The sequence below is a fragment of the Streptomyces hainanensis genome, assembly GCF_004348415.1.
GTDB lineage: Bacteria > Actinomycetota > Actinomycetes > Streptomycetales > Streptomycetaceae > Streptomyces > Streptomyces hainanensis.
The window spans coordinates 1-22283 of record NZ_SMKI01000062.1; the positions used below are offsets into that span (position 1 = coordinate 1).

The following is a 22283-nucleotide window of genomic DNA, read 5'->3' on the forward strand; positions in this document are numbered from 1 at the left end:
CGGAACCGGTGCGTAAACGTCTCTTCCGCGTCACGGCGGAGCTCGCCGAGCTGGCCGGCTGGATGAGCTACGACATCGGGCTCCAGCCCACGGCGCAGAAGTACTTCGTGCTGGCGCTGCACGCCGCTATTCTCTCAGGGAATAGTGGCCGGCATGTCACTGGCGGCCAACGTGCTGCTCGGCCTCCTCACCACCGGGCCGCAGCACGGCTACGAACTCAAGAGGGCGTACGACGCCCGCCTGCCCAGGGCCAGACCGCTGGCGTTCGGCCAGGTCTACGGCACGCTCGGCAGGCTCCAGCGGGACGGCCTGGTGGCCGAGGCGGGTCGGGACCGCGAGGGCGGGCCCGACCGCACGCTGTTCGACATCACCGACGCCGGCCGCGCCGTGCTCGGCGACTGGCTGGACACGGTCGAACCGCCCGCCCCCCACGTGTCGAGCGCCCTGCTCGCCAAGGTCGTCGTCGCGCTGATCGCCGACGGTGACGAGCGGGCGCGCGGCTACCTGACGGCCCAACGCGCGGCCCACACCGCCCGGTTGCGGGAGCTGACCGCGCTGAAGACCGCCCCGGGGGCGTCCCTCGGCGACGTGATCGCCGCCGACCTCGCCATCGTCCACCTCGACGCCGACCTGCGCTGGTTGCGCACCACGCTGGATCGGGTCGCCGAACTGCACCGGGAGGTGCGCTGATGACACTGCTTCAGGCACGCGCCGTCGTGAAGTCCTACGGGCCGACCCCCGCGCTGCGCGGGATCGACCTCGACCTCGAAGAGGGCCGGATCCTCGCCGTGACCGGCCCGAGCGGCTGCGGAAAGTCGACACTGCTGCACTGCCTGGCCGGCATCCTGCCGCCCGACTCGGGCGAGGTGCGCTACCGCGGCCGGCGTCTCGACGAGGCGTCCGAGGCCGAGCGGTCCCGGCTGCGGCGCGGCGAGTTCGGGGTGTTGTTCCAGTTCGGCATGCTGGTCCCCGAGTTGACGGCCGCCGAGAACGTCGCGCTGCCGCTGCTGCTCGCCGGCGGCGGCCGGCGGGAGAGCCGCGCGACGGCGCTCGACTGGCTGGGCCGGCTCGGCGTCGAGGAGTTGGCCGACACCCTGCCGGGCGAGATGTCCGGCGGCCAGCAACAACGGTGCGCCGCTGCCCGCGCGCTGGTCACCGAGCCGAGCGTGCTCTTCGCCGACGAGCCGACCGGCGCCCTCGACACCCTGGTCGGCGAGCGGCTGCTCGGCCTCGTCGTCGGCCTGGCCAGGGAACGGGGCATGAGCGTGGTGCTGGTGACGCACAGCGCCACCGTCGCCGCCTACGCGGACGCGGAGTTGGTCCTGCGGGACGGCGCCGTCGACCCGAGCGGGCTCGGTATGTCCACGGGCGCCGTCCGATGAGCGCCCTGGGCGTGGCGTCGGCCGGCCGCCCCCGAGGCGGGCTGCTGGGCGTCGAGATGCGGCTGTCCTTCCTGGCCCGGCTGGCGCTCGCCGGCACCAGGACCGACGTGCTGCGCGTGCTTCTCACCGGGGCCAGCGCCGCGCTGGCCACGGTGGCCCTGCTGGCCGCCGCCACGGTGCTGGCCATCGCGGCGCCGCCCGACGGCGCCGTCGAGAACGCCGGGTACACCAGCGCGCTGCTGCGCGAACCCGGGCTGCGGCCGGGCGTCGCCGTCACCCTGTTGCTGATGACGATCCCGGTGCTGGCGCTCGCCGGGCAGTGCGCCCGGATCGGCGCACCGGCCAGGGACCGGCGGCTCGCGGCGATCCGGCTGGCCGGCGGCACGCCGCGCCAGGCCGTCGCGGTCGCCGTCGCCGAGACCGGCGGCGCCGCCCTGCTCGGCGCCCTGGCCGGCTCCGCGATCCAGCTGGCCGCCCGGGAGCTGCTCCACCGCCCCGACGCGGACGGCCGGTTGACGCTGCCGACCGACGTGACGGTGCCGCCGCTCGGCTACGCGATCATCGTCCTCGGTGTGCCGCTGCTCGCGATGCCGGCCGCGGCCCTGCTGCTGCGCCGGGTCAGCGTCTCCCCCCTCGGCGTGCGCCGCCGCGTCTCCCGGCCGGCCCCAGGACCTTGGCCCGGCGTGCTGATCCTCCTCGGACTCGGCGGCTACCTGGCCCTGCTGCCCGCCGTCGGGCGTGGCGGCGCCACCGACTGGGTGCCGGCGGTGGTGCTCGGCGGCTCACTGCTGACGACGCTCGGCGTGGTCCTCGGCGTGGGCTGGATCTCGGCGACCACCGGCCGGCTGCTGCACAGGTTCGCCAGGCGGCCGGCGACGCTGCTGGCCGCGCGCGACCTGATGGCCGACCCCTGGCACGGCAGCCGCACGCTCTCCGCCCTGCTGGCCGCCCTCGTCATCGGCGCCGGCGCCCAGTCGGCGCGCGCCCACTTCATCGCCCAGGACGAGGCGTACGACGGGGCCAACCGCGTCTACGCGGAACTGACCGGCCGCTCCGAGGAGTTCATGACCTTCGACGCCGCCTTCTACATCGGCGCCACGGACATGATCGGCCTGGCCATCCTCGTCAGCCTGGCCCTGGCCACCGGCGGCCTGCTGGTGGCGCTCCTGGAGCGGGTGTTCTCGCAACGCCGCACCCACAGCGCGCTGTTGGCTGCCGGGGTGCCGCGCGGGGTACTGGCCGGGGCGGTCGCCTGGCGGGTGCTGGCGCCGGCGCTGCCGGCCATCGCGCTGGCCCTGAGCGCCGGCACGGTGCTGGGGCGGGGCTTCTTCGGCACCGAGGTCTCCTCGGGCCGGACCTGGGTCGAACTCTGCGACGGCCCGGCCGCCGCCTGCGCCGACCCGGAGGGCGCCGCCGAACCCCCGCGCCTCACCTCGGAGGAACTGCCGGAGGTGGTACGGGCGATCGACGTCCCCTTCGTCGAACTCGGCCTATTGGGCGCGGGTGCCGCGGCACTCGTCGTCGGCACGGTCGTCGTCGCGACGCTCTGCCTGCGGCGCGGGGCCACGCCAACGGAGCTGCGAAGCGCCTGACCGGCGCGGGCTTCCCGACGAGCGCCTGCCCCACGGGGCGCGCAGGCGGGGCGGGGGTTTACCAGGGGGCGTGCCAGTGGCCGGTGGTGGCACGCCACAGTGCGGTGAAGGCGGCGCTGGCGCGGTCGTTGTAGTCGTCCGTCGGCAGGGTGCCGAGCAGGTCGAGCACCGCGCTCAGGTGGCCACGGTCGGCGGCCTGGTCGATCAGCTCCCGGGTCGGGTGCTTGCGTCTGGCGCGCGGCGTGGTGAGCAGTTCGGCGTGTGCCTTGGCGAGGGCGGCGATGTCCTCCTCGGTCGGGGTGGGTGGCAGGGAGCGCCGTGGGGCGCCGTCGGCGATCGCCTGGGCCCGCTCGTACTTCTCTTCGGGTATGTACCAGGCGCCGCCGACCCAGGCGCGGAGCAGGTCGGGGCGGCCGAGCTCGACCAGCGCGTCGATCAGGCTCGACGGCCGGTCGTGGCGCGGGACCCACGCCTCCATGAACTCCTCGGCCAGGTCGAGCCGATCGGTGGTCACCAGGCACAGCAGCCATGGTTCGACATAGATCCCGTTGGGCTGCCTGGTCTCCTTCCCGCAGGAGGTCCACAGCGACCTGGCCTCCGCCTCCCGCCCGCACTCGGCGAGCGCCCAGATGACCGCCAGGCGGTGCTCCCACGCGTTGACCTCGGTCTCGATGGCTCCCTTGGCCCGCGCGAACCAGGCGTCGGCGGCGGCCTCGTCGCCCAACGCGTGGTGGGCGCCGGCCACCGAGGCGGCGACCTGGGCGGCGCGGTAGCCACCGAGCGCCGCCTCCACGCCCTCCTCGGCGACGGCGAACACGGCCCGCGCCTCCTCGGGCCGCCCCCCGCGCGCCAGGAGCAACGCGGCCTGGGCGGCGGCGAGCACGCGCCATTCGGTGTCGGAGATGAGCGGAAGCAGCGCCGTGACGCCGTCCGGCTCCCCGCGCCGCGCCCGGAGCCTGACCACGTCGCGGAGCTGCTCGTTCACCACGAAGTCCCACTGGCCGCGCAGCGAGGAGACGGCGTCCCGCGCCGCCGAGAACAGGTCGTCAAGCGTCGCGGTGTTGGGCGGCGGCCACGCCCCCTGCCAGGAGGTGGTCGACTGTCCGGCGTCGAGCCGCTCGACGCACTCCCGGACGACGAAGCCGGTGACGTCGTCCGGGAGCCGGTCGGCGGCGGCCCGTATGTCGGGCACGATCTCCAGCCCGCCCCACCGCACCGGCCAGGCGAAGCGCCGGTCGACCGACCAGGCGAGCACGGCGTCCAATTCCTCCGCCCGGTTCGGCGGCGCGATGACCACCCCACTCTCGAAGGCCGCGCACCAGGTGTGGTCGTCCAGCGCGAACTCGACCCCGAGGTCGTCGTGCGGGTACTCGTACGCGATGAGCCGCGGGGCCGCCGGTTCGCGGAGGAAGGTGAAGTCGCCCAACACCTCCCGGGTCGCCGGCCGTTCGAAGGTCACCCTGGTCGGCTCCACGGAGACCCGCGCCCCGGCCGAGCCGTCACCGGTCCCGGCCGTCTCCTCCTCGTCCTCGGTGGCCCAGGCGACCCGCCGGTCGGCGAGGTCGATGACGAACTCCCGCCCCCGCTCGGGGTCGTACGCGGACAACCGGGTGCCGTCCCGCGACCAGCTCGCCCCGCCGTCCAGCCACAGCTCACCGCGCTCGCCGCCGCCCCCCTCGGGGAGGGCGTCGGGCAACAGGTACGGGTGGCCGGCCGCCGCGTGGTTGGGCAGCCAGGACAGGTGGCCGGCCTCCAGCGGGATCACGCAGCCCTTGAGCGCGCAGGGGGATCCGGTCGAGACGAACGCGCGCCGCCCGTCCGGGGCCAGCGCCCAGTCCGGGGGCCGGCTGGCGCCGTCCGTCACCGAGGCGCTCGCCAGCGGGTGGCCGTACCTCCCGAAGGGGTCGAACACCCCGACCTGGTTGGTGCTGTAGGCGAGCCCGACGCGGGTGCCGTCCGCCGACCACTGGATGACGTCGTCGTAGTCGGGCCAGCCGACGCCCCCCGACACGCCGCTCAGCACGTTGACGCAGCGGCCGCTGGCGACCTCCCAGATCCCCAACGCGCCGCCGAGGTGGTAGTCGTCGCCGACCCAGCTCCCGGTGGCGAGATACCGGCCGCACGGGCTGAAGGCGTGGGACGTGATCTCCGTGGCGTGACCGTACGGGTGCACCAACCGGGTGCCGCCGAGGCCACGGAGCCGCTCGGTGGCGAGGGCGTGCGCCTCGGTGACGCCGTGCGCGCGCTCCAACTCCAGCAGCGCGGCCCGGAGCGGCGACAGGTCCCGCTCGGCGACGAAAGCGGACCAGTCGGCCCGCTGGAGCAGGCCCAGCAGCGTGGCCGGGTCCCCAGCCGATGCGAGCGACCCGTGATCCGCGAAGGCGCCGCCCCGGCCCGGCTCGGTGTCGGCGGGCCCGCTGCCCGACCGGAGCACGGCCCGCAACGCCGTCGAGTCGTACACCGGGACACCGCGTAAGGCGGCTTCCCCGATCCTGCGCCCCTCGACGTCGTACGCGGCGAAGACCAGATCCGTCTTCTGGGAAAGCGCCCCCGACACCCGCGCGCCCAACGCCACGAGCCCCGCCTTGGCCTTCGCCTGGGGCAACTTGTGAAACCGCCCCATCAACACGACGTTCTTTCCTCGTAGATCCATGCCCACACCGTAGGCACGCGCTCTGACAGCCCGGCCCGGAGGCTCGGACCTCACCTGGCACCATGGCCGTATGCGCCACCACCTTTCCGGCATTCCGGAGCTGACAGAGCAGCCCGCCGTCGCGGTGGTGATCGACGTGATGCGCGCGTTCACCGTGACCGCCTGGGCCTTCGCGCGGGGCGCCGAACGGATCGCGCTCGCCGCGTCGGACGACGAGGCGCTGGCCCTCAGGCGTCTCCACCCGGAGTGGCTGGCCGTGAAGGACGGCGCCCCCGCGCCCGGCTTCGACGCCGTCAACTCCCCCGCGATGATGGCCGAACGGGATCTCACCGGCCGGACGCTGGTGTTGCGGACGACCGCCGGGACGGTCGGAGCACGGGCCGTGGCGGACACCCCGCTCGTGCTGTGCGCGAGCTTCGCCGTGGCGGACGCGACGGCCCGTTTCCTGCGGGCCCGCGAGGTGCGAGAGGCCACCTTCGTCGTCACCGGCGACGAAGGGCGCGCCGAGGAGGACCGCGCCTGCGCCGAGTACATCGCGCGTCGCGTCGACGACGAAGGTGTCGACGCGGCCCCCTATCTGGCCCGCGCCCGCGCCTCCGACGCGGCGGCCGACCTCACGAACGGCGTGCGACGCGGCGTGCACCCCGACGATGTCGCGTTCTGCCTGGACGCCGACCGGTTCCCGTTCGCGATGGTCGCCGGCCGGGAGGACGGGCTGCTGGTGCTGCGGCCCGTGCCTACCGCCGCCTAGGACGGCTCGGGGGCCGGCAGGAAGAGCGCGGCGATCCTGCCCGCCGGGCTGTCGCGCCCGATCTCCCGCTCGAACCTGGCCCGCACCTCCGGATCGAGCGAACACCCCGGCCGATGCTGAAGGTTGGCGAGGGCGACGACCGCCTGGCTGTGCAGGAGCCCCGTGCCGTCCCGGTCGAGGACCCCGCACAACTCCTCGACCACCCACGGCTCGTCGTCGCCGAGCCGGCCGAGCACGGCCACCGCCGCCACGGCGGCCTCGTCGGTGCCGGTCAGCGCCGAACGAGCCTCGCCCAGCAGCTCCGCCCGCCGTCCCGGCTCCGCGTAGCTCAGCGCCTCCAGGGCGTACAGCGCGAGCCCCCGCGCGCGGCCCCGCAGGCTCGGCAGCAGTTGCCTCAGCTTCGGCCAGGCGTCCGGCAGCCGCGACACGTACTGCCGAACCGCGTCCTCCATCGTGTCCATGGCCGCGTCGGCGCGGAGCAGTGCCGTCAGCGTCTCGAACGTGAGGTGCCGGGCGCGCGACAGGTGCCACGCCGCCAGCGGGGCGGTCTCCGGCGCGTCGAGCCGGGCGAACAGGTCCTCGGCCACCTCCGCGTCGAGGCGCAGCCTCGGGCAGAGCGGACACTGGCACCGGCCGACCGCGACGGTGAGCCTGGCCCGCTCCTGCTCCGTCAGCTTCTCGACGGGCGTGTGGGCGTCGTCGCCGAACAGCCCGTCCTCGGCCACCGACCACAGGCTGCCGCGCAGCCCGACGAACCTGTCCGGGCCGTCGAGCACCGCCGACAGGTCGGGACGCGCGCTGGTGACGGTCAGGCCCCGCGCCTTGGCCGCCACCACGACGCGGTCCCACTCGGTGGCGAGGGCCAGGTCGAACCAGTGGTACCAGAGGTGCGAGGACCGGGAGCAGCAGCCGCCCGGATTGTCGAACCACCAGCCGAAGTAGCCGTCCGTCACCCCCTCTTCGCTGCCGCTGACGCACTCCATGCGGTAGTCGTCCGCGCCCGGATAGGGCTCGTCGTCCACGTAGTGGTGGATGAAGTCGTAGACGATGCCCGAGATCGCGTCGTGCAGTGCGGCCCGGTCGCCATCGCCGGTGAGGTCGAGTGAAATGCCTATCGCTGACATGTCGTCAGACAGTAGGCGGCCGCACTGACAACGCGGCGGGGCCGGTGCGGAGCCGCCACAACCTCCCCGATGACCCACCGTGCGGCAACGAAACCAGCTGGTTACCGACAGTCCACTCCGTCACGCTGGAGCGACCCCCGACCAACGGAACGTGATGGAGGTCGACCGCGATGACGCACGCCACCCCGCCCGACGAGCCCCCGCCGGACACGGAACCGCAGGACACGACGCCCGAGACCCCGCTGGACGAGCTGCGCGCCCGGGTGCGGCAGGTCAACGCGGAGAGCGAGGCCAACTTCGACCTCAAGAGCGGCGGTTGGTGGTGAGCCGCGCCCCCGCCCGGGTGGACACCGTCGAGACCCACCCGGCCGCCATCCTGCGCGGCGATGTCGTCACGGTCGGCGGCCGGCCGCTGGTCGTCGTGGCGAAGACCCCACTCGACGGCGGCGCGGTCCGCCTCCACTTCGTCTCCGGCGAACGGCTCGCGATCCACCGGAGCACCACGCTCCGCGTGCTCCGCGCCGACCCGCCGGGACTGCGCCCCCGCTCCTTCTGGGAGGAGGCGGCCGCCACCCGGACGACGGCCTCCCGCGCCGAGATCTGGGCCCCCGTCATCGCCGGCTGCGCCCTCGTCGTCGCACTCGCCGCGCTCCTGACCCTCGGGTGACCGCCCCGGCGATCCCACCGCTGGAATGCCTCGACGCTCGACAGCTGATGGCCATCGCCTGCACCCGCTGCGGCGCCCGACTCGGCGCGACGGGACGGAAGTTCGGCGAACCGGTGACCGACCGCTGGGGCCACGCCTTCCAGCTCTGGGTCTGCGCGCCGGCCTGCCCGTCGATCAGGCGGGCTGGCGCCGCTGCTCGTGCCGGTGTTGCTCGGGAAGGTGGCTCGCCGGGTGGGCCCACAGCAGCACGTTCGCCGGCCGCCCCTCGCACTGCCCCGCGTCCAGGGCGAGACGGAGTTCGGGGAGATGGAAGAACGTCTTGTCGTTGGCCCGGGAGTAGCCGGTGAGCGTCAGCTTCGCACCGGGAATCCGCCAGGTCTTCCACTGCCGGAACGGGTGCCCGAGCTCCAACCGGTCGGGATGCGGCGTCGCGATCACCTTCGGAGCCTAGGCACAACCGGCCGCTTCCGCAGTCGAGTTACGCGCCCCCCTTCGCACGGAAATTCGCATTTGGAATATCTTGCCGGATATCTGCGGCCGGTGGCAGGTTTGATGATCAGCTACCGCCCTCGCCGGGGGGCGAACCCCAAGAGCAACAGAAGGGCCTCCACATGCCACAGCGAAAGCCGATCTCCGGACGACCGAGCGTGTCCCCGCGCCGCATGCTGAGAATCGAGGTGGCGCGGCTGCGGGAGGAGAGCGGCCTCTCGCTACGGCAGTTGGCCGAGAAGGTCGGCTTCGACCACACCCAACTCGGCCGCGTCGAAAGTGGGAAGAGCCTCGGCGGCCCCGAACTCATCGAGGCGCTCGACACGTTCTACGGCGCGACGCCGCACCTGATGATCCTGTGGGAACTGGCACTGGCGAGGGGCAAGATCCGGGACAAATACCAGCGGGTTCTGGAGCTGGAAGCCCAGTCCGCCGTCATCGAGCGATATGTGACCGCATTGATCCCGGGCCTTTTCCAGACCGAGGCATACGCACGCGCGTTGCTGTTCTCCACCCCACACGGGCCGGAGGACATCCCGGAGTTGGAGGAGCAACTCGACGCTCGACTTGGCCGACAGGAGTTGCTGCGCCGTAGGCCCGCTCCGCAGGTTCGCGTGGTCATCGACGAGGCGGCGCTACGGCGCCCGCTGCACAATCCAGCCGAGTGGCGTGAACAGCTGGCGCGACTCGTGGAGTTGGCGGCGGAGCCGCACGTGATGGTTCAGGTGCTGCCGTTCGCGGCGGGTCCGCACGACCTTTACGGCGAAGCGCTGGGGCTGCTGCGTTCACCTGACGGTGGCGTTGTGGCGTGGCTTGAAGGTGCCAAGAGTGGGGAGCTGTTCGATGTCGCGGAGGAGGTCGAACACTTGCGACTGTCTTACGATGCGGTCAGGGCTATGGCCCTCTCGCCGCGAGATTCCGTGGCGTTCGTCGAGCAGTTGATGGAGACCCTGCCATGCGATCCACCGGAGTCGATCTGAACACCGCCGCTTGGCGCAAGTCCAGCTACAGCGACGGCGGCATGGACAACTGCGTGGAGGTCGCCGACGGATACGCCGGCGCCCTCCCCGTCCGCGACAGCAAGCAGCCCGCCGGACCCACCCTCGTCTTCCCGGCCCACGGCTGGAACCACTTCATCACCCAGCTTCAGGACGGCCGCCTGTGAGCGGCCTCCGCAACGCCGTCTGGCGCAAGTCCAGCTACAGCGACGGAGGCGTGAACAACTGCCTGGAGGTCGCCGACGGATACCCCGGCGTCCTCCCCGTCCGCGACAGCAAGCAACCCGCCGGCCCAGCCCTCGCCTTCCCTACCGACGGCTGGACCCACTTCATCACCCACCTCCGCAGTTCCTAGGGCCTGTCTGACAATTCCGGTCTGATCAGCGAGATTCGGCTGAGCTGGCAATCCGGAGGTGCGCCGATCGGCTGGGGGGACTGGGCAGTGGCTACGAACGGCGGGCCAGTAGATGGGCGTCGAGGAAGCCCCGATCAGAGGATGGATCGTGGAGCAGCCGGGCGAAGGGATCGAGCCCAGCATCGCCCAGCAGTTCGGCGAGGCGATCCACCGGCCAGCTGTAGGCGGGCGCCACCTTGTGGTCGAACCGGACCGGTTCTTGTCCGTCAGTCCCGAAGAAGGAGACCAGGAGCAGACCGTCCGGTGCCAGGACGCGTACCTGTTCGGCGAGCAGCTCCGGTAGTTCTCCCGGAGGGGTGTGGATCATCGAGTAGTGGGCCAGTACGCCGCCGAGCGCGCCGTCCTCGATCGGCAGGGATTCCATCCGCGCCTCTTGGAAGCGCAGCGCCGGATGGGCCTTCCGGGCGTGGTCGACCATGCCGGGGGCAAGGTCTAGTCCGAAGGCGTCCAGGCCGAGTTCGTGCAGCATGGCTGTCAGATGTCCGGGCCCGCACCCGACGTCCGCTGTCCGCAGGTTGCCCGTCGCGCGCACCAGTTCGGCGAAGGTGCCGATCATGGCCCGGGAGAAAGGCTGTGTCTCCAGCCGGTTTGCGAACAGCGATGCGTACAGCTCGACGACACCGTCGTAGGCCGTCCTGGTCTCGTCCTGATGATTCGCCACGGGCAGGACTCTATAGCCGGTCTGATAATTGATCTTGTGGCAGGTCGAGGTGAGTTGACGGATGCGGCATGGAGGCGGATAGAGCCCCTTTTGCCTCAGATGGACGGACGGGGCCGTCCGTGGCGTGATCACCGGCAGGTGGTCAACGGGGTGCTGTGGCGGCTGCGGACCGGGGCTCCGTGGCGGGATCTCCCCGACCGGTTCGGGCCGTGGCAGACCGCCTACGAGCGGTCGCCCGCTGGGAGGCGGACGGCACCTGGGCACGGTTGCTAGAGCACGTTCAGGTCCGCGATGACGCGGTGGGCCGGGTGGAATGGACCGTCTCCGTCGACTCCACCATCAACCGAGTCCACCAGCACGCAGTCGGCGCCCGCAAAAAGGGGATGCGAACGGGGACGAACTGGAAGATTTGGGGCGCTCGCAGGCGCGCCAGGCCCTCGGCCGCTCCCGAGGCGGACTGACCGAACGATGCTTCGCCCGCCTCAAGCAGTTCCGCGCGATCGCGACCCGGTTCGACAAGTTCGGCGACCGCTGCCGTGCCGGAGTTGTCCTGGCTTCCTTGATCCTCTGGCTCCGCGAGTCCACGGGTAATCATTTGTCAGACAGGCCCTAGGGGACCAGCAGGATCTTGCCGACGACGCTCCGCGACTCGATGGCCGCGTGGGCCTCGGCGGCGCTTTCCAGGGGGAGGCGTTGGGCGATCAGCGGGCGGATTCGGCCGGCGGCCGCCTCCGTCAGGGCCCTGGCGGTGATCTCCTTGAGCACGTCAGGCGCGAACTGCACCTGTTCGATGCCGGAGAGCCGGATGCCGCGGCGCTCCAGCTCCGCCGGGTCGTGCACGGAGAACCCGCCGCTCGGTGCCCCGTACGAGACGACGGCCGCGCCGTCGGCCGCGGCCGGCAGGACGCTCGCGCCGAGTTCACCGCCCACGCCCTCGAAGATCACGTCGGCGCGGAGGCCGTCGAGCCATCCGGGTTCCGCGTAGTCGACGACGACGTCGGCGCCCAACTCGCGTACGGCGTCCAGCTTGCGCTCGCCTCGCGCGGCGCCCGTGACGTGGGCGCCCGCCGCCTTCGCCAGTTGGACCAGCAGGCTGCTGGCGCCGCCGGCGGCGGGGAGGATCAGGACCGACTGGCCGGCCCGCACCTCGGCGTTGCCGAACAGGCCGAGGGCGGTCGGACCGTCGTGCATCAGCGCGGCGGCCGTCTCCGCGTCCAGGCCCTCGGGCAGCGCGATGAGCGCGTCGGCCGGGGCCAGGGCCTGCTCGGCGTAGCTGCCGCCGGAACGAATGTGCGCGGCGACCGCGCGGTCGGTCCAGGACGGGTCCACGCCCGCGCCGATCGCGGCGACGACGCCGACGACCGCGCCGCCAGGCACGTATGGCGGGACCACGCCCCACATGTCGGCGTTCCAGCCCGCCCGGATCTGTGTCTCGACGAAGATCGTGTCCGCGGCGGCGACCCGGATCACCACCTCTCCCGGCCCGGGAACGGGGTCCGGCAGTTCCGCCGCCTCGATCACCTCGGGTCCGCCGAATCTCGTCACCTGTGCCACGCGCATCGCTCTGCTCTCCCACGTCAGCTGTACCTGGGAGAAGCCTCCGACCTCAAGCACGGTTGAGGTCAAGGCCACGCCGCGGGCGCCGGCGGCCGGCCTCGACGGAGCGTGGAATCGGTGTGCGATGATCACCGAATCCGAAGAGCAGGTGGGGAGTTCATGGAGAGTGGGAGACGCCGCGGCCTTCTCGCGACCGCGAGTGTCATGGCCGCGCTGATTCTGAGCGGCTGCGGCGGTGACGCCGAACCGGACGAGAACGCCACCGCGGACGAGCCGGAGCAGTCGGCTCCCGCCGACGGGCCCGAGCTGGCGAGCCTCGACCCGGCGGAGTTGCTCCAGCTGTCCGACGAGGCGCTGCGCGGCGCGGAGTCGTACACCTCCTCCGCCAGGTCCGAGGTGGACGGCGCTCGCGGCACCTTCATGGACCTCATGTTCGTCGGCGCCGAGCGGTGCGACGCATCGGTGGCCACCGTCAACGGCAACGTCGGCGTGATCCGCGAGGCCGACGACCTGTGGGTGCAACTGGACCGCATGTCGCTGGAGGCGGTGTTCGACGAGGCCACCGTGGAGCTGTTGGCCAACCACCACCTGCACGGCCCGCTCGACGATCCGGGCCTGGCGGAGTACGCCGCGATGTGCGAGCGAGGCGGCCTACCGGAGCCCGTGCTCGACGGCCAGCCGGCGGAGGACGGCTACGAGACGACCCTCCTGACGGTCGAGGACGGCGGCGAACACCACGGAACGCCGGTGGTGGCCGTGCGGCGGGAGGAGTCGGGCGGCACGGGCGAGGGCCCCGCCTCGGTGACGACCACCCTGCTGATAGCCGCCGAGGGCGAGCCCTATCCGCTGCTGCTCACCGGGGAGATGGAGTTCGACTTCGGCACGATGGTGAACACCACCGAGTACTCCCGCTTCGGCGACGAACTGCCCTTCCGCGTACCGCCGGAGACCGCCACGGTGGACGTCTCCGAGCTCGGCGACGCGCTCCCCCCGCGGTGACCGACCGTCCCCGGCCGGCGGGGGCCGGCCGGGGGTGGGGTCAGATCTGGTTCTCGCCGCCGTCGACGTACACGTTGGCGCCGAGGACGTAGCTGCTCTGCCCGGAGGCGAGGAACGCCACGACCGAGGCGACCTCCTCCGGGCGTCCCACCCGGCCCATCGGCACGCCCGCGGCGAGGTCCGCCCTGGCGGCGGCCACGTTCTCCTCGCCGAACAGCCCCACGATCGCGGGGGTGTCGATCGGCCCCGGCGAGACCGCGTTGACCCGGACGCCGCGGCCCTTGAGTTCGTTGGCCCAGGTCCGCGTGAAGGACCGGAGGGCGGCCTTGGACGCCGCGTACGTGCCGAACGCCTCCACGCCGTCGTCGGCGCGCACCGAGGAGTTGATGATCACCGAGGCGCCGTCGTTGAGCAGCGGCAGCGCCTTCTGCACGGTGAACAGCGTGCCCCGCACGTTGACGCCGAAGGTCTGGTCGAAGTGGTCCTCGGTCACCTGCTCCAGCGTCGCGAACGAGGCGGCCGCCGCGTTCGCGAACAGCACGTCCAGGCCCCGGCCCCGGGCGCGGACCGCGTCGTACAGCCGGTCCAGGTCGTCGAGGTTCGCGATGTCACCCACCACCGCGGTGGCGTCCGCCGCGCCGATGAGCTCGACGGCCGCGTCCAGTTCGGTCTTGCGCCGGCCGGTGACGAAGACGTGCGCGCCCTCGGCCACCAGCCGGACCGCGGTGGCCAGGCCGATGCCCGTGCTGCCTCCGGTGACGACGGCGGTCTTGCCTTCGAGCAGTCCCATGGGAACACCCCTCACGTCATTTCGGTACCGCTCGGTACCGAAATCCACTGTAGCACTTCCGTACCGATCGGTGCGGAAGTAGTAGAGTTGCTGGCATGGACACGCACCGGCAGGCACCGATCGGCCGACCGAGAGGCTTCGACGCCGACGAAGCCCTCGAACGCGCCATGCGGGTCTTCTGGGACAAGGGCTACGAGGGCGCCAGCCTCACCGACCTGACCGCCGCCATGGGCATCAGCCGAACCAGCATGTACGCGGCGTTCGGCAACAAGGAGGAGCTGTTCCGCAAGGCCCTGGCGCGCTACGCCGAGGGCCCCGCCTCGTACGGGGCCCGGGCGCTGCGGGAGCCGACCGCCCGGCAGGTGGCCACCGCGTTCCTCAACGGCTCGGTCCTGACCACCACCCAGTCGGGCTGCCCCGCCGGATGCCTCGGCGTCCAGGGCTCCCTCGCCACCGGCGTCCCGGGACGGGGCGCCCACGACGCCCTCGTCGCCTGGCGCGGCGACGCCGTGTCGGACCTCCGCGACCGGTTCCAACAGGCCGTCCGCGAGGGCGACCTGCCTCCGGACGCCGATCCCGACCTGCTCGCCCGCTATCTCGCGACCGTGTCGAACGGCATCGCCGTCCAGGCCGCCAGCGGCGCCACCCGCGACGAGTTGCAGCGGGTGGCCGACATGGCGCTGCGGACCTGGCCGCGCGCCTGACGACCACCGGCCTCCGTTAGACCAGCACCGGTCCCGGGAGCGTGGCGAGCGGGTTCGGGAAGGGGAGGTAGCGCGGCTCGGTGGCGCCGGCTTCGAGCCAGCCGGAGAGCAGGTTGGCCTTGCCGGGGACGGTCGGCGCGTTGAGCAGCGCCGACGCCTCCGGCAGGTCGTGGTGGAGGGCGGCGAACCGCTCGAACTCCCGCCGCGCGGCCGGCCACAGCGCGTCGGCGTCGTGGGGGAAGCGGTCGGCGAGGGCGCCCGCGACCTCGGCGAGGTTGTTGACGAGGAGGCAGTACACCAGGCGGCGCCACGCGTCGGCGCGGGACAGTTGGGGGATCACCCGGGAGCCCTCGGCGTCGCGGAACACGGCCTGGACGGGGGTGCCGGCGGCGTCGACCGCGATCAGCGTGTTCTGGAGGTGGCACTCGACGACCACGCCGTGCCGGGCGTACGCCTCCAGCAGGGGTGGCACGACGCGGGCCAGGTAGGCCGACCACCAGGGCAGCGGGTCGGCGAGCCGGTCGAGGGGGTTGCCGTCGAAGCCCTCGGCGAGGGCGGCGGTCAGCACGGCCCTGGTACCGGGGAGCAGATGGGCGCCGAGGCCGTCGCGGACGAGGACCGGGAACGTCTCGTCCAGGCCGCGCACCGTGCGGTGGCCGCGCTCGTGCAGCCAGGCGGCCGGGCCGTCCAGCGTCCGGAAGGCGGCCGCTACCAGGGGGTCGTTGTGCCGGGCCTGCCGCAGCTCGTCCCGCCACAGCCGGCGGACGTCGTTGGTGATCCGCACGTCCAGGCTGAACTTCAGGAACAGGTCGTCGGCGGGCACGTGCACGGTGCGGACCGAGGCCGTGGCGCGGGCCTGCCAGGGCGTGCTGCCGAGGCGGACGAGTCGGCCGTCGGCGAAGGCCGCCAGGACCGCCGGTATCCGGCGGGTGAGGGCGAGTTGCCAGGGGTGGGCCGGCAGCAGGCGGTAGCCGGGCGGGGCCTCGCCGAGGGCGTCGAGGGCGCTGGTGTCGCCGTCCTCGATCACCGCGTCCTCGCGGACGCCGAGCAGCGTGAGCGGAAAGCGGGCGTACGCCTCCGGCGCGTAGCGCAGCCAGTCGGCGGGTGGGGCGGTGCCCCTGGACTTGGGCGCCGGGTGGAACGGGTGGCCCATGACCAGGGCCTGCTCGGAGCGGAGCCATGGATCGTCGGGCGGGACGGCGCGGGCGCGGGCGGCGAGCAGGGCCTCGACGGCGGCGCGGCTGGCGGCCATCTCGGCGGCGAGGGAGTCGTTGGGGCGACCGGTGGTGGCGCGCATCTCCTCGACGGCGAGGTCGACGAGCCCGGCGTGGTCGAGGCGGCGCCAGGTGCCGGCCGTCCACAACTCGGGCCTGGTGGGCCGGTGGCCGCCGCGCACGCGCAGCAGCCGGCCGCTGACCCGCAGGCGGTACACGGCCCGCCCGGCGACCGGCTCCCCGGTCCGTTCTCCGGCGCGGTCTCCGGCGCGATCTCCGGCCGGCGAGGCGGCCTCTCTGAGCAGACAGTTGAGCAGCGGCGAGACCGCCAGTGCGTCGGCCACCCGGGCGAAGGCATTCATCGAACACCAGTATGTGTGTGGTGTGGCGGAACTTGGTAGGACGGATCCGTGAGTCGTACCACCGCTGAACTGGGCATCGCCGAGGAGCTGGCCGCCGTGCGCCCGCGGACGCTGGACGGGTATCTCGCCGCCCTGCCGGGGGCCCGGGCCGCCGTGCTGGCGCGGCTGTGGCGCGGTCTGGTCCACGAGCCGCTGCCGTGGGTCACGGGGCGCGAGGCGGGACGTGACGGCGTGACGCTGCGGCTGGCGGACGGGCGGCGGCTGCGCGGCCCGCACGTCGACCCGTGGGCGACGGGGACGGCGGTCCCCGCGCTGGAGCTCGGCGGCGTCCCGCACGACCGTCCGGCGGAGCTGCTGACCGCCCTCGCCGTGCCGGGCGGCGCCGGCTACGCCGTCGAACTCGACCACAGCGTCGCGTCGTTGGCGCTGTCCCGGACGGCCCGCCGGCCGGCGGGCCCGCCGGCCGCGCCCTGGGAGTGGGAGCAGCTGTCGACGGACGGCCACCCGTACCACCCGGGCTGCCGGTCGCGGCCCGGTTTCTCGGCGGCCGAGCAGCTGGCCTACGCGCCGGAGCACCGGCCGGTGGTCCCGCTGCGGCTGACGCCCGTCGTCGGCGGCCCGGTCCGGGGCGAGTGGCCGGCCGAACTCCGGGACGGGGACGCCGTGTTGGTTCCGGTCCACCCGTGGCAGGCCGCACACGTGCTGGCGGCGCGGACGTTCCGTCCCGGCCCGGACGCGCATCCGCTGCTGTCCCTGCGGACGCTCGACCTCGGCGACGGCCGGCACGTCAAGACCGCGCTGAGCGCCCGACTGACGTCGGCGGTACGGGACATCTCCGCCTACTCGATCGACCACGCGCTGGCCACCTCGGAGACCCTGCGGCGGGTCGCCGACTCGGACCGGCTGGCCGGCCGGCTGCACATCGCCGGCACCCTGGCGGCGGCCGGCGACGGCACCCCGGAGCTGGCGGCGATGCTGCGCGAGTCGCCGCACGTCCACGCGGACGCGGACGCCGGGGAACGAGTGGTGCCGGTGGCCGCGCTGCCCGCGCTGCTGGCGCCGTACCCGCCGCGCGCACGGCTCGACCGGGTCGTCGGGTTCGCACGGCTGGCCGTGGGCGTCTGCCTCGACCTGCTGGAGACCGGGGTGGCGCTGGAGGCGCACGGGCAGAACCTGCTGGCCGTCGTCGACGCGGCGGGGTGGGCCCGGCGGCTCGTCTACCGCGACCTCGCCGACATCCGGGTCAGCCCGGCCCGGCTCGCCCGGCACGGCTTCCCGCCGCCGAGGCTGACCGGCCGGCTGCTGGACGACGACCCGGCGGCGCTGCGCCGCAAGGCCCTCGGCTGCCTGGTCGCGGGCGCGCTCGGCCCGCTGGCCGGCGACGCGGCGACCCTGGGCACGGCGCTCGCGGCGGCCACCGAGGGCCGCGCGCCGACGGCCGACCTGCGGGCGCTGCGCGCCGAGCCGCTGCCGGCGAAGGCGCTGACGCTGATGCGGCTCGAACCGGGCGGCGCCGTCCGCTGGGCGTGGCTCCCCAACCCGCTGGCTGGCTAGGCGTGTTGGCCCTGGGCTCAGGCGAGGGCGGCGACCAGCAGGGCGAAGGCGGCGACGATAACGGCGACGCGGACGTAGTGGAAGCGGTCCCAGCGGTTCATCTGCTGCTTCCAGTCGGCCGGCCGGTTCTCGGGTGTCCACGTCTTGCCCCGGTTGTTGATCGGGACCAGCAGCAGGACCGACATGATCACGCTGACGATCAGCAGCGCACCGGCGGTGACGACGAGGCCGGTGCCTTCGTGGTGCCGTCCGGCGATGGCCCAGACCGCGACGAGGACGAGCGAGCCGATGTACCAGAACGGCATCACGGCGCCGAGCATCCGGCCCCCGTGGGCGCGGCCGAGTTGGCCGCTGTCGTCGGGGAGTGCGTCGAGGATCCGGTTGATGACGAAGGCGACGGAGAACTCCACCCCCACCATCAGGCCGACGACCACGGTGGTGACGACCTGAAGCGCGTCGAGCATGGTGACCCCTCCTGGAATCTAGCATTGATAGCCGATGTGGCAACGCTAGATTACTGCGGCTCGATTGTCTAGCAGTGCTAGGGTCGCCGCATGTCGGTACAGGAACGCAAGGAGCGCGAACGGGCGGGCCGCGAACGTCTCATCGTGGCGACGGCCCGCGAACTCGCCGAGCAGCAGGGCTGGGACGCGGTCACCACCCGCCGGCTCGCCGAACGCATCGAGTACAGCCAACCCGTCCTCTACAGCCACTTCCGCGGCAAGCGGGAGATCATCGGCGCCGTCGCCCTCGAAGGCGCCGCCGAGATGGCCACGGCGGTGCGGGGCGCGGCTGCCGGCGCGAACGGCGCGCGCGACCGCGTCGCCGCCCTGGCCCGCGCCTACCTTGACTTCGCCGAACGCAACCCGGCGGTCTACGACGCCATGTTCCAGCTCGACGGCGGCCTGGCGTTCGCGCACGAGGACACCCCGGCCCCCCTGAAGGACGCCTTCGCCGCCCTGCTGGAGAACCTCGCCGAGGTCGCCGGGGACGGCGTCCACCCGGCGCTCTTCACCGAGCTGTTCTGGGCGGCCCTGCACGGGCTGGCGACGCTGACCCGGGCGGGACGGCTACCGCCCGAGGACACCGAGCGGAGGTTGGAACTGCTGGTGGACCGGCTCGCCGTGGTCTGACACACCGCCCCGGCGCGTCACGTCACGTTCGCGGGGCGGGCGGTGTCTTCATGTCGAACCGCACGCGTCATCGCAAGGAGGACACCATGTCGGCGGACCCGTTCGTCACCCACCGCAGTCTGCTCTTCACGGTCGCCTACGAGCTGCTCGGCTCGGCGGCCGACGCGGAGGACGTGGTGCAGGAGTCCTGGCTCCGGTGGGCCGACGTCGACCGGGCCCAGGTGCGCGACCCGCGCGCCTACCTGGTCAGGACCGTCACCCGGCAGGCGCTCAACCGGCTGCGCACGCTGTCGCGCCGGCGCGAGGAGTACGTCGGCGAGTGGCTGCCCGAACCGCTCCTGACCAGCCCGGACGTCGCCGAGGACGTCGAGTTGGCGGAGAGCGTGTCGATCGCGATGCTGACCGTGCTGGAGACGCTGGGGCCGGCGGAGCGGGCGGTGTTCGTGCTGCGGGAGGTCTTCGACCTGCCGTACGGCGAGATCGCCGAGGCCGTCGGCAAGTCCCCCGAGGCGGTACGGCAGATCGCGCGGCGGGCCCGCGGCCACGTGGCGGCCCGCCGGCCGCGGGTCTCGGTGAGCCGGACGGAGCAACAGGCCGTCGTGGAACGGTTCCTGGCCGCGCTGCGCACCGGGCGGCTGGGCGAGCTGATGGAGATCATGGCCCCCGACGTGGTGCTCATCGCCGACGGCGGCGGGATCGCGGCCGCCGTGCTGACCCCGCTGCACGGCATCGAGTCGGTGGCGGCGTTCCTCGAACGGGCACAGCGGGCCGCGCGGGAATCGACCACCGTGTGGCTCAACGGCGCGCCCGCGGCCCGGATCGAGGTCGACGGCGAACCGGCCGCGGTGAGCCTGGAGGTGGTGGAGGGGCGGGTCACGCGGATCTATGTGATGCGGAACCCGCGGAAGCTGACGCGGCTGACCCAACCGGCGGAACTGGCCCGGTAGTTCCGGGTCAGCGCCACGCGTGGCGGATCGTCAGCCGGCCGAACCCCATCACGCCGGTGATCCGGATCCTCGGCCCGCCGGGGCGGGACGGCTGCCGGGGCTGGTAGCGGATGTCCTTGTAGCCGCTCCGCACTTCGTCGGCCTCGACGATCGCGTCGCGCGGCACGATGATCTTCGCCCTGCCGGTGCCGAGCTGCAACTCGATGTCGACCAGCGGCTGTTCGAGGACCGCCCGGGACAGGTCCAGGTGCACGTTGCCGTACGCCGACTCGACCTTGAGCACCCGGGGCACCCGCCACGCGCCGCGCCGCCTGATCCGCCCGGCGGCCGCGCCGATGGTGGCCGTGCCGCCCTCGCTCGCCGCCGGGAGCGACGCGACCGCCTGCGCGAGGTCGTCGCCCGACGCGGCGGCGAGCGCCTGGTCGAGGCGCCGGTCCATCTCCTCGTGCGAGATGTGCCCTTCGGCGTACGCCTCGCGCAGGCGGACCACCGCCGCTTCGCGGTCGTCTTCGAGTGGTGTCACGGGGCCAACTCTAGAGCCGGTCGCCGTCAGCTGTGCGGGCCGTGCCGGCCCAGGGTCTGCACGGGGGCGGCGCCGGGGCGGGTCCACTGCGGGACGGGGCGGCTGGTCGGGCCCCAGGTGGCGTTCCCTTCCGCGTCCGAGCGCCAGTACCAGCACGGCTCGTTCCCCTCCGGCCAGCCCTCGGGCTTGTCCTCCCACGCCTCGCCGCGGCCGTAGGGCGTCCTGTCGAGCAGGGCGAAGGACCCGTTGAGCGGCTCGGTGCCGCGGCCGGTGGTGGAGTAGGTGAGGAACGCGCGGTCGCCGTCGCGCAGGAAGCTGGTGAGGTAACCCATCGCGCCGCCGACCGGCTCCTCCACGTCGCGCACCGAGTACCAGGGCTGGGTGTAGCCCATGAACGCGACGAAGGACGCCACCTCCTCCCATCGGCCCGTGGTCAGGATGGCGACCGAGACGCCGCGGGCGTTGGGGTAGACCGCGTCCCTCAGGTGCCAGGCCGTGGTGGTGCACCCCTCGCACTGCCCCTGGTGCGGCGCGCCGTCGTACCACATGTGCTTGTAGACCACGAGCTCGTCGCGCCCCTGGAACAGGCCGAGGAACGGGACGGGACCGTCGGGCCCGACGACCTCGACCGTCCCGTCGAACTCGACCATCGGCAGCCGCCGGCGGGCCGCGGCGAGGGCGTCGCCCTCACGGGTGTGGGCCTTCTCGCGGACCAGCAGCTCGTCGCGGGCGGCCTGCCAGGTCGCCGGATCGACGACTGGCGGCCGGCCGGGCCTGGTGGGCGTGCCTGTCATGGGGATCCTCCCGGGGGTGTCCGACGAACGGTCAGCAGGGCAGACTCGGCATCCGGCCGGAACTCATCGACAGGGGTGACCTGGGTGGAGCAGCGTGGCGTCACGCGGATGACCGACGGGGCGCGGGTGCGGTGGACTGTGTTCGGGGACGCGGGCGGCGGCCAGCCGCCGGTGGTCCTGCTCCACGGCGGCCCCGGCCTGCCGGACTACCTGGGCGACGTCGCCCGGATGGTCGCGGACGTCGTACCCGGGCCCGTCTATCGGTATGACCAGCGTGGCACCGGCGGATCCCCGTGGCGGGGCCGCCACTCGCTGGCCCGGCACGTCGACGACCTGGTTGAGCTGCTCGACGCGTGGGGCGCGCCGGAGGCCGTGCCGGAGGCCGTGTTGATCGGCCACTCCTACGGCACCGACCTGGCGAGCCGGTTCTGCCTGCGGCACCCCGACCGGGTCGCCGCGATGCTGCTGATGTGCGGGCCGTTCGTCGGCGACTGGCGCGCCGCCTACCGGGCGGAGCGGGACCGCCGCATGTCGGCGGCCCAGCGCGACCGCCGCCGGGTTCTCGGGGACGTGCCACCGACACGGCGCACGGAGGAGCAGGAGGTCGAACTCCTGACGCTCTCCTGGTTCACCGACCACGCCGATCCCGGGCGGGGGTGGGAGTTGGCGGCCCGGGCCGCCGGGGTCCGGCGCCCGATCAACTGGGCCATGAACGGCGAACTCGGCGCGGACGGGCGCGAGGACCCGCTCGACGGTCACCTCGCCGCCCTGCGGGCGCGCCTGCCGGCGCGGACGGAGCTCCTCGCGGGGAGCGACGACCCGCGCCCGGTGTCGGCGCTCGCGTCGCTCGCGGGCCGGCTCGGGCTTCCGCTGACGCGGATCGAGGGTGCGGGGCACGAGCCGTGGCTGGAGCGGCCGGACGTGGTGCGGGCGTGCCTGCGTCGGTTCTTGGGGGGTGTTCCCCCCACCCACCC

At 73.4% G+C, this 22283-nt stretch carries 25 protein-coding genes and 1 pseudogene; 16 read left to right on the forward strand and 10 right to left on the reverse strand.

The window, feature by feature from the left end:
* Positions 1 to 153: 153 nt before the first annotated feature.
* From E1283_RS08200 to E1283_RS08210, 3 genes are read left to right on the forward strand one after another with little or no spacing between them, the layout of a single operon-like run.
* Positions 154 to 690 (forward strand): PadR family transcriptional regulator, encoded by a 537-nt coding sequence (locus tag E1283_RS08200; RefSeq protein ID WP_132817247.1) that lies wholly within the window; start codon positions 154 to 156, stop codon positions 688 to 690.
* A complete protein-coding gene (locus tag E1283_RS08205; RefSeq protein WP_132817248.1) occupies positions 690 to 1382 on the forward strand; it encodes an ABC transporter ATP-binding protein in 693 nt (230 codons plus the stop codon). Before E1283_RS08200 ends, E1283_RS08205 begins: the two co-directional genes overlap by 1 nt.
* Entirely contained in the window at positions 1379 to 2974 is a 1596-nt protein-coding gene (locus E1283_RS08210; RefSeq protein WP_207930333.1) for a hypothetical protein, read from the forward strand. Before E1283_RS08205 ends, E1283_RS08210 begins: the two co-directional genes overlap by 4 nt.
* A gap of 58 nt (positions 2975 to 3032) precedes the next feature.
* On the opposite strand, the gene E1283_RS08215 is transcribed toward E1283_RS08210, so the two are convergent.
* Positions 3033 to 5627: a WD40 repeat domain-containing protein gene (locus tag E1283_RS08215; protein ID WP_132817249.1), complete on the reverse strand. Its 2595-nt coding sequence runs from the start codon at positions 5625 to 5627 to the stop codon at positions 3033 to 3035.
* A 70-nt stretch (positions 5628 to 5697) separates the two neighbouring features.
* On the opposite strand from E1283_RS08215, the gene E1283_RS08220 reads away from it, so the two are divergent.
* Positions 5698 to 6378 carry a 2-phosphosulfolactate phosphatase gene (locus E1283_RS08220; protein ID WP_132817250.1) on the forward strand — a complete coding sequence of 227 codons (681 nt, stop codon included), beginning with the start codon at positions 5698 to 5700 and terminating at the stop codon, positions 6376 to 6378.
* Here the strand turns inward: E1283_RS08220 and E1283_RS08225 are convergent.
* Positions 6375 to 7502 (reverse strand): hypothetical protein, encoded by a 1128-nt coding sequence (locus tag E1283_RS08225; protein ID WP_132817251.1) that lies wholly within the window; start codon positions 7500 to 7502, stop codon positions 6375 to 6377. The two genes, E1283_RS08220 and E1283_RS08225, sit on opposite strands and share 4 nt — an antisense overlap.
* A 170-nt stretch (positions 7503 to 7672) precedes the next feature.
* On the opposite strand from E1283_RS08225, the gene E1283_RS37090 reads away from it, so the two are divergent.
* Both E1283_RS37090 and E1283_RS08230 read left to right on the forward strand, forming a co-directional pair.
* Entirely contained in the window at positions 7673 to 7828 is a 156-nt protein-coding gene (locus E1283_RS37090) for a hypothetical protein (protein WP_165956050.1), read from the forward strand.
* Entirely contained in the window at positions 7825 to 8169 is a 345-nt protein-coding gene (locus E1283_RS08230; protein WP_132817252.1) for a hypothetical protein, read from the forward strand. Before E1283_RS37090 ends, E1283_RS08230 begins: the two co-directional genes overlap by 4 nt.
* 174 nt (positions 8170 to 8343) lie before the next feature.
* Here E1283_RS08230 and E1283_RS08235 read toward each other — a convergent pair whose 3' ends face one another.
* Positions 8344 to 8607, reverse strand: coding sequence for a hypothetical protein (locus E1283_RS08235; RefSeq protein WP_243744683.1), 264 nt, complete (start codon positions 8605 to 8607; stop codon positions 8344 to 8346).
* 224 nt (positions 8608 to 8831) lie between these two features.
* On the opposite strand from E1283_RS08235, the gene E1283_RS08240 reads away from it, so the two are divergent.
* From E1283_RS08240 to E1283_RS08250, 3 genes are read left to right on the forward strand one after another with little or no spacing between them, the layout of a single operon-like run.
* On the forward strand, positions 8832 to 9638 hold the full coding sequence (locus tag E1283_RS08240) for a helix-turn-helix domain-containing protein (protein ID WP_165956051.1): 807 nt from the start codon (positions 8832 to 8834) through the stop codon (positions 9636 to 9638).
* The gene (locus E1283_RS08245; RefSeq protein ID WP_132817254.1) at positions 9614 to 9823 is read left to right on the forward strand and encodes a DUF397 domain-containing protein; all 210 of its coding nucleotides are present in this window, start codon (positions 9614 to 9616) and stop codon (positions 9821 to 9823) included. The genes E1283_RS08240 and E1283_RS08245 overlap by 25 nt, the downstream gene beginning before the upstream one ends.
* Complete coding sequence (locus tag E1283_RS08250; RefSeq protein ID WP_132817255.1) at positions 9820 to 10011, forward strand: DUF397 domain-containing protein; 192 nt, start codon at positions 9820 to 9822, stop codon at positions 10009 to 10011. Before E1283_RS08245 ends, E1283_RS08250 begins: the two co-directional genes overlap by 4 nt.
* Positions 10012 to 10102: 91 nt before the next feature.
* Here the strand turns inward: E1283_RS08250 and E1283_RS08255 are convergent, their stop codons facing one another.
* The gene (locus E1283_RS08255; RefSeq protein WP_132817256.1) at positions 10103 to 10732 is read right to left on the reverse strand and encodes a class I SAM-dependent methyltransferase; all 630 of its coding nucleotides are present in this window, start codon (positions 10730 to 10732) and stop codon (positions 10103 to 10105) included.
* 36 nt (positions 10733 to 10768) lie between these two features.
* Between E1283_RS08255 and E1283_RS08260 the strand changes: the two are divergent.
* Positions 10769 to 11345 (forward strand): annotated as a pseudogene (locus tag E1283_RS08260) (IS5 family transposase).
* Here the strand turns inward: E1283_RS08260 and E1283_RS08265 are convergent.
* On the reverse strand, positions 11342 to 12292 hold the full coding sequence (locus E1283_RS08265; RefSeq protein WP_132817257.1) for a zinc-binding dehydrogenase: 951 nt from the start codon (positions 12290 to 12292) through the stop codon (positions 11342 to 11344). The pseudogene E1283_RS08260 and the gene E1283_RS08265 overlap by 4 nt on opposite strands.
* A gap of 201 nt (positions 12293 to 12493) precedes the next feature.
* Between E1283_RS08265 and E1283_RS08270 the strand changes: the two genes are divergently transcribed.
* Positions 12494 to 13288 carry a hypothetical protein gene (locus E1283_RS08270; protein WP_132817258.1) on the forward strand — a complete coding sequence of 265 codons (795 nt, stop codon included), beginning with the start codon at positions 12494 to 12496 and terminating at the stop codon, positions 13286 to 13288.
* Positions 13289 to 13328: 40 nt separating this feature from the next.
* On the opposite strand, the gene E1283_RS08275 is transcribed toward E1283_RS08270, so the two are convergent.
* Positions 13329 to 14078 (reverse strand): SDR family NAD(P)-dependent oxidoreductase, encoded by a 750-nt coding sequence (locus E1283_RS08275; protein WP_132817259.1) that lies wholly within the window; start codon positions 14076 to 14078, stop codon positions 13329 to 13331.
* 95 nt (positions 14079 to 14173) lie between these two features.
* Between E1283_RS08275 and E1283_RS08280 the strand changes: the two genes are divergently transcribed.
* The gene (locus E1283_RS08280; RefSeq protein WP_132817260.1) at positions 14174 to 14782 is read left to right on the forward strand and encodes a TetR/AcrR family transcriptional regulator; all 609 of its coding nucleotides are present in this window, start codon (positions 14174 to 14176) and stop codon (positions 14780 to 14782) included.
* Positions 14783 to 14798: 16 nt separating this feature from the next.
* On the opposite strand, the gene E1283_RS08285 is transcribed toward E1283_RS08280, so the two are convergent.
* Positions 14799 to 16358 (reverse strand): IucA/IucC family protein, encoded by a 1560-nt coding sequence (locus E1283_RS08285; protein WP_132817261.1) that lies wholly within the window; start codon positions 16356 to 16358, stop codon positions 14799 to 14801.
* A 48-nt stretch (positions 16359 to 16406) separates the two neighbouring features.
* Between E1283_RS08285 and E1283_RS08290 the strand changes: the two genes are divergently transcribed.
* Positions 16407 to 17912, forward strand: coding sequence for an IucA/IucC family protein (locus E1283_RS08290; protein ID WP_132817262.1), 1506 nt, complete (start codon positions 16407 to 16409; stop codon positions 17910 to 17912).
* Positions 17913 to 17929: 17 nt separating this feature from the next.
* Here the strand turns inward: E1283_RS08290 and E1283_RS08295 are convergent, their stop codons facing one another.
* Positions 17930 to 18376 carry an anthrone oxygenase family protein gene (locus E1283_RS08295; RefSeq protein ID WP_132817263.1) on the reverse strand — a complete coding sequence of 149 codons (447 nt, stop codon included), beginning with the start codon at positions 18374 to 18376 and terminating at the stop codon, positions 17930 to 17932.
* 90 nt (positions 18377 to 18466) lie between these two features.
* On the opposite strand from E1283_RS08295, the gene E1283_RS08300 reads away from it, so the two are divergent.
* Positions 18467 to 19045: a TetR/AcrR family transcriptional regulator gene (locus E1283_RS08300; RefSeq protein WP_132817264.1), complete on the forward strand. Its 579-nt coding sequence runs from the start codon at positions 18467 to 18469 to the stop codon at positions 19043 to 19045.
* Positions 19046 to 19131: 86 nt separating this feature from the next.
* The gene (locus tag E1283_RS08305) at positions 19132 to 19992 is read left to right on the forward strand and encodes an RNA polymerase sigma-70 factor (protein ID WP_132817265.1); all 861 of its coding nucleotides are present in this window, start codon (positions 19132 to 19134) and stop codon (positions 19990 to 19992) included.
* A 7-nt stretch (positions 19993 to 19999) separates the two neighbouring features.
* Here E1283_RS08305 and E1283_RS08310 read toward each other — a convergent pair whose 3' ends face one another.
* Together E1283_RS08310 and E1283_RS08315 are read right to left on the reverse strand one after the other, a co-directional pair.
* Positions 20000 to 20515: a DUF1707 SHOCT-like domain-containing protein gene (locus E1283_RS08310; RefSeq protein ID WP_132817266.1), complete on the reverse strand. Its 516-nt coding sequence runs from the start codon at positions 20513 to 20515 to the stop codon at positions 20000 to 20002.
* A gap of 26 nt (positions 20516 to 20541) precedes the next feature.
* Positions 20542 to 21309, reverse strand: coding sequence for a DUF899 family protein (locus E1283_RS08315; protein ID WP_132817267.1), 768 nt, complete (start codon positions 21307 to 21309; stop codon positions 20542 to 20544).
* Positions 21310 to 21393: 84 nt separating this feature from the next.
* Between E1283_RS08315 and E1283_RS08320 the strand changes: the two genes are divergently transcribed.
* A partial coding sequence (locus E1283_RS08320; RefSeq protein ID WP_243744684.1) for an alpha/beta fold hydrolase occupies positions 21394 to 22283 on the forward strand: 890 nt, incomplete at its 3' end.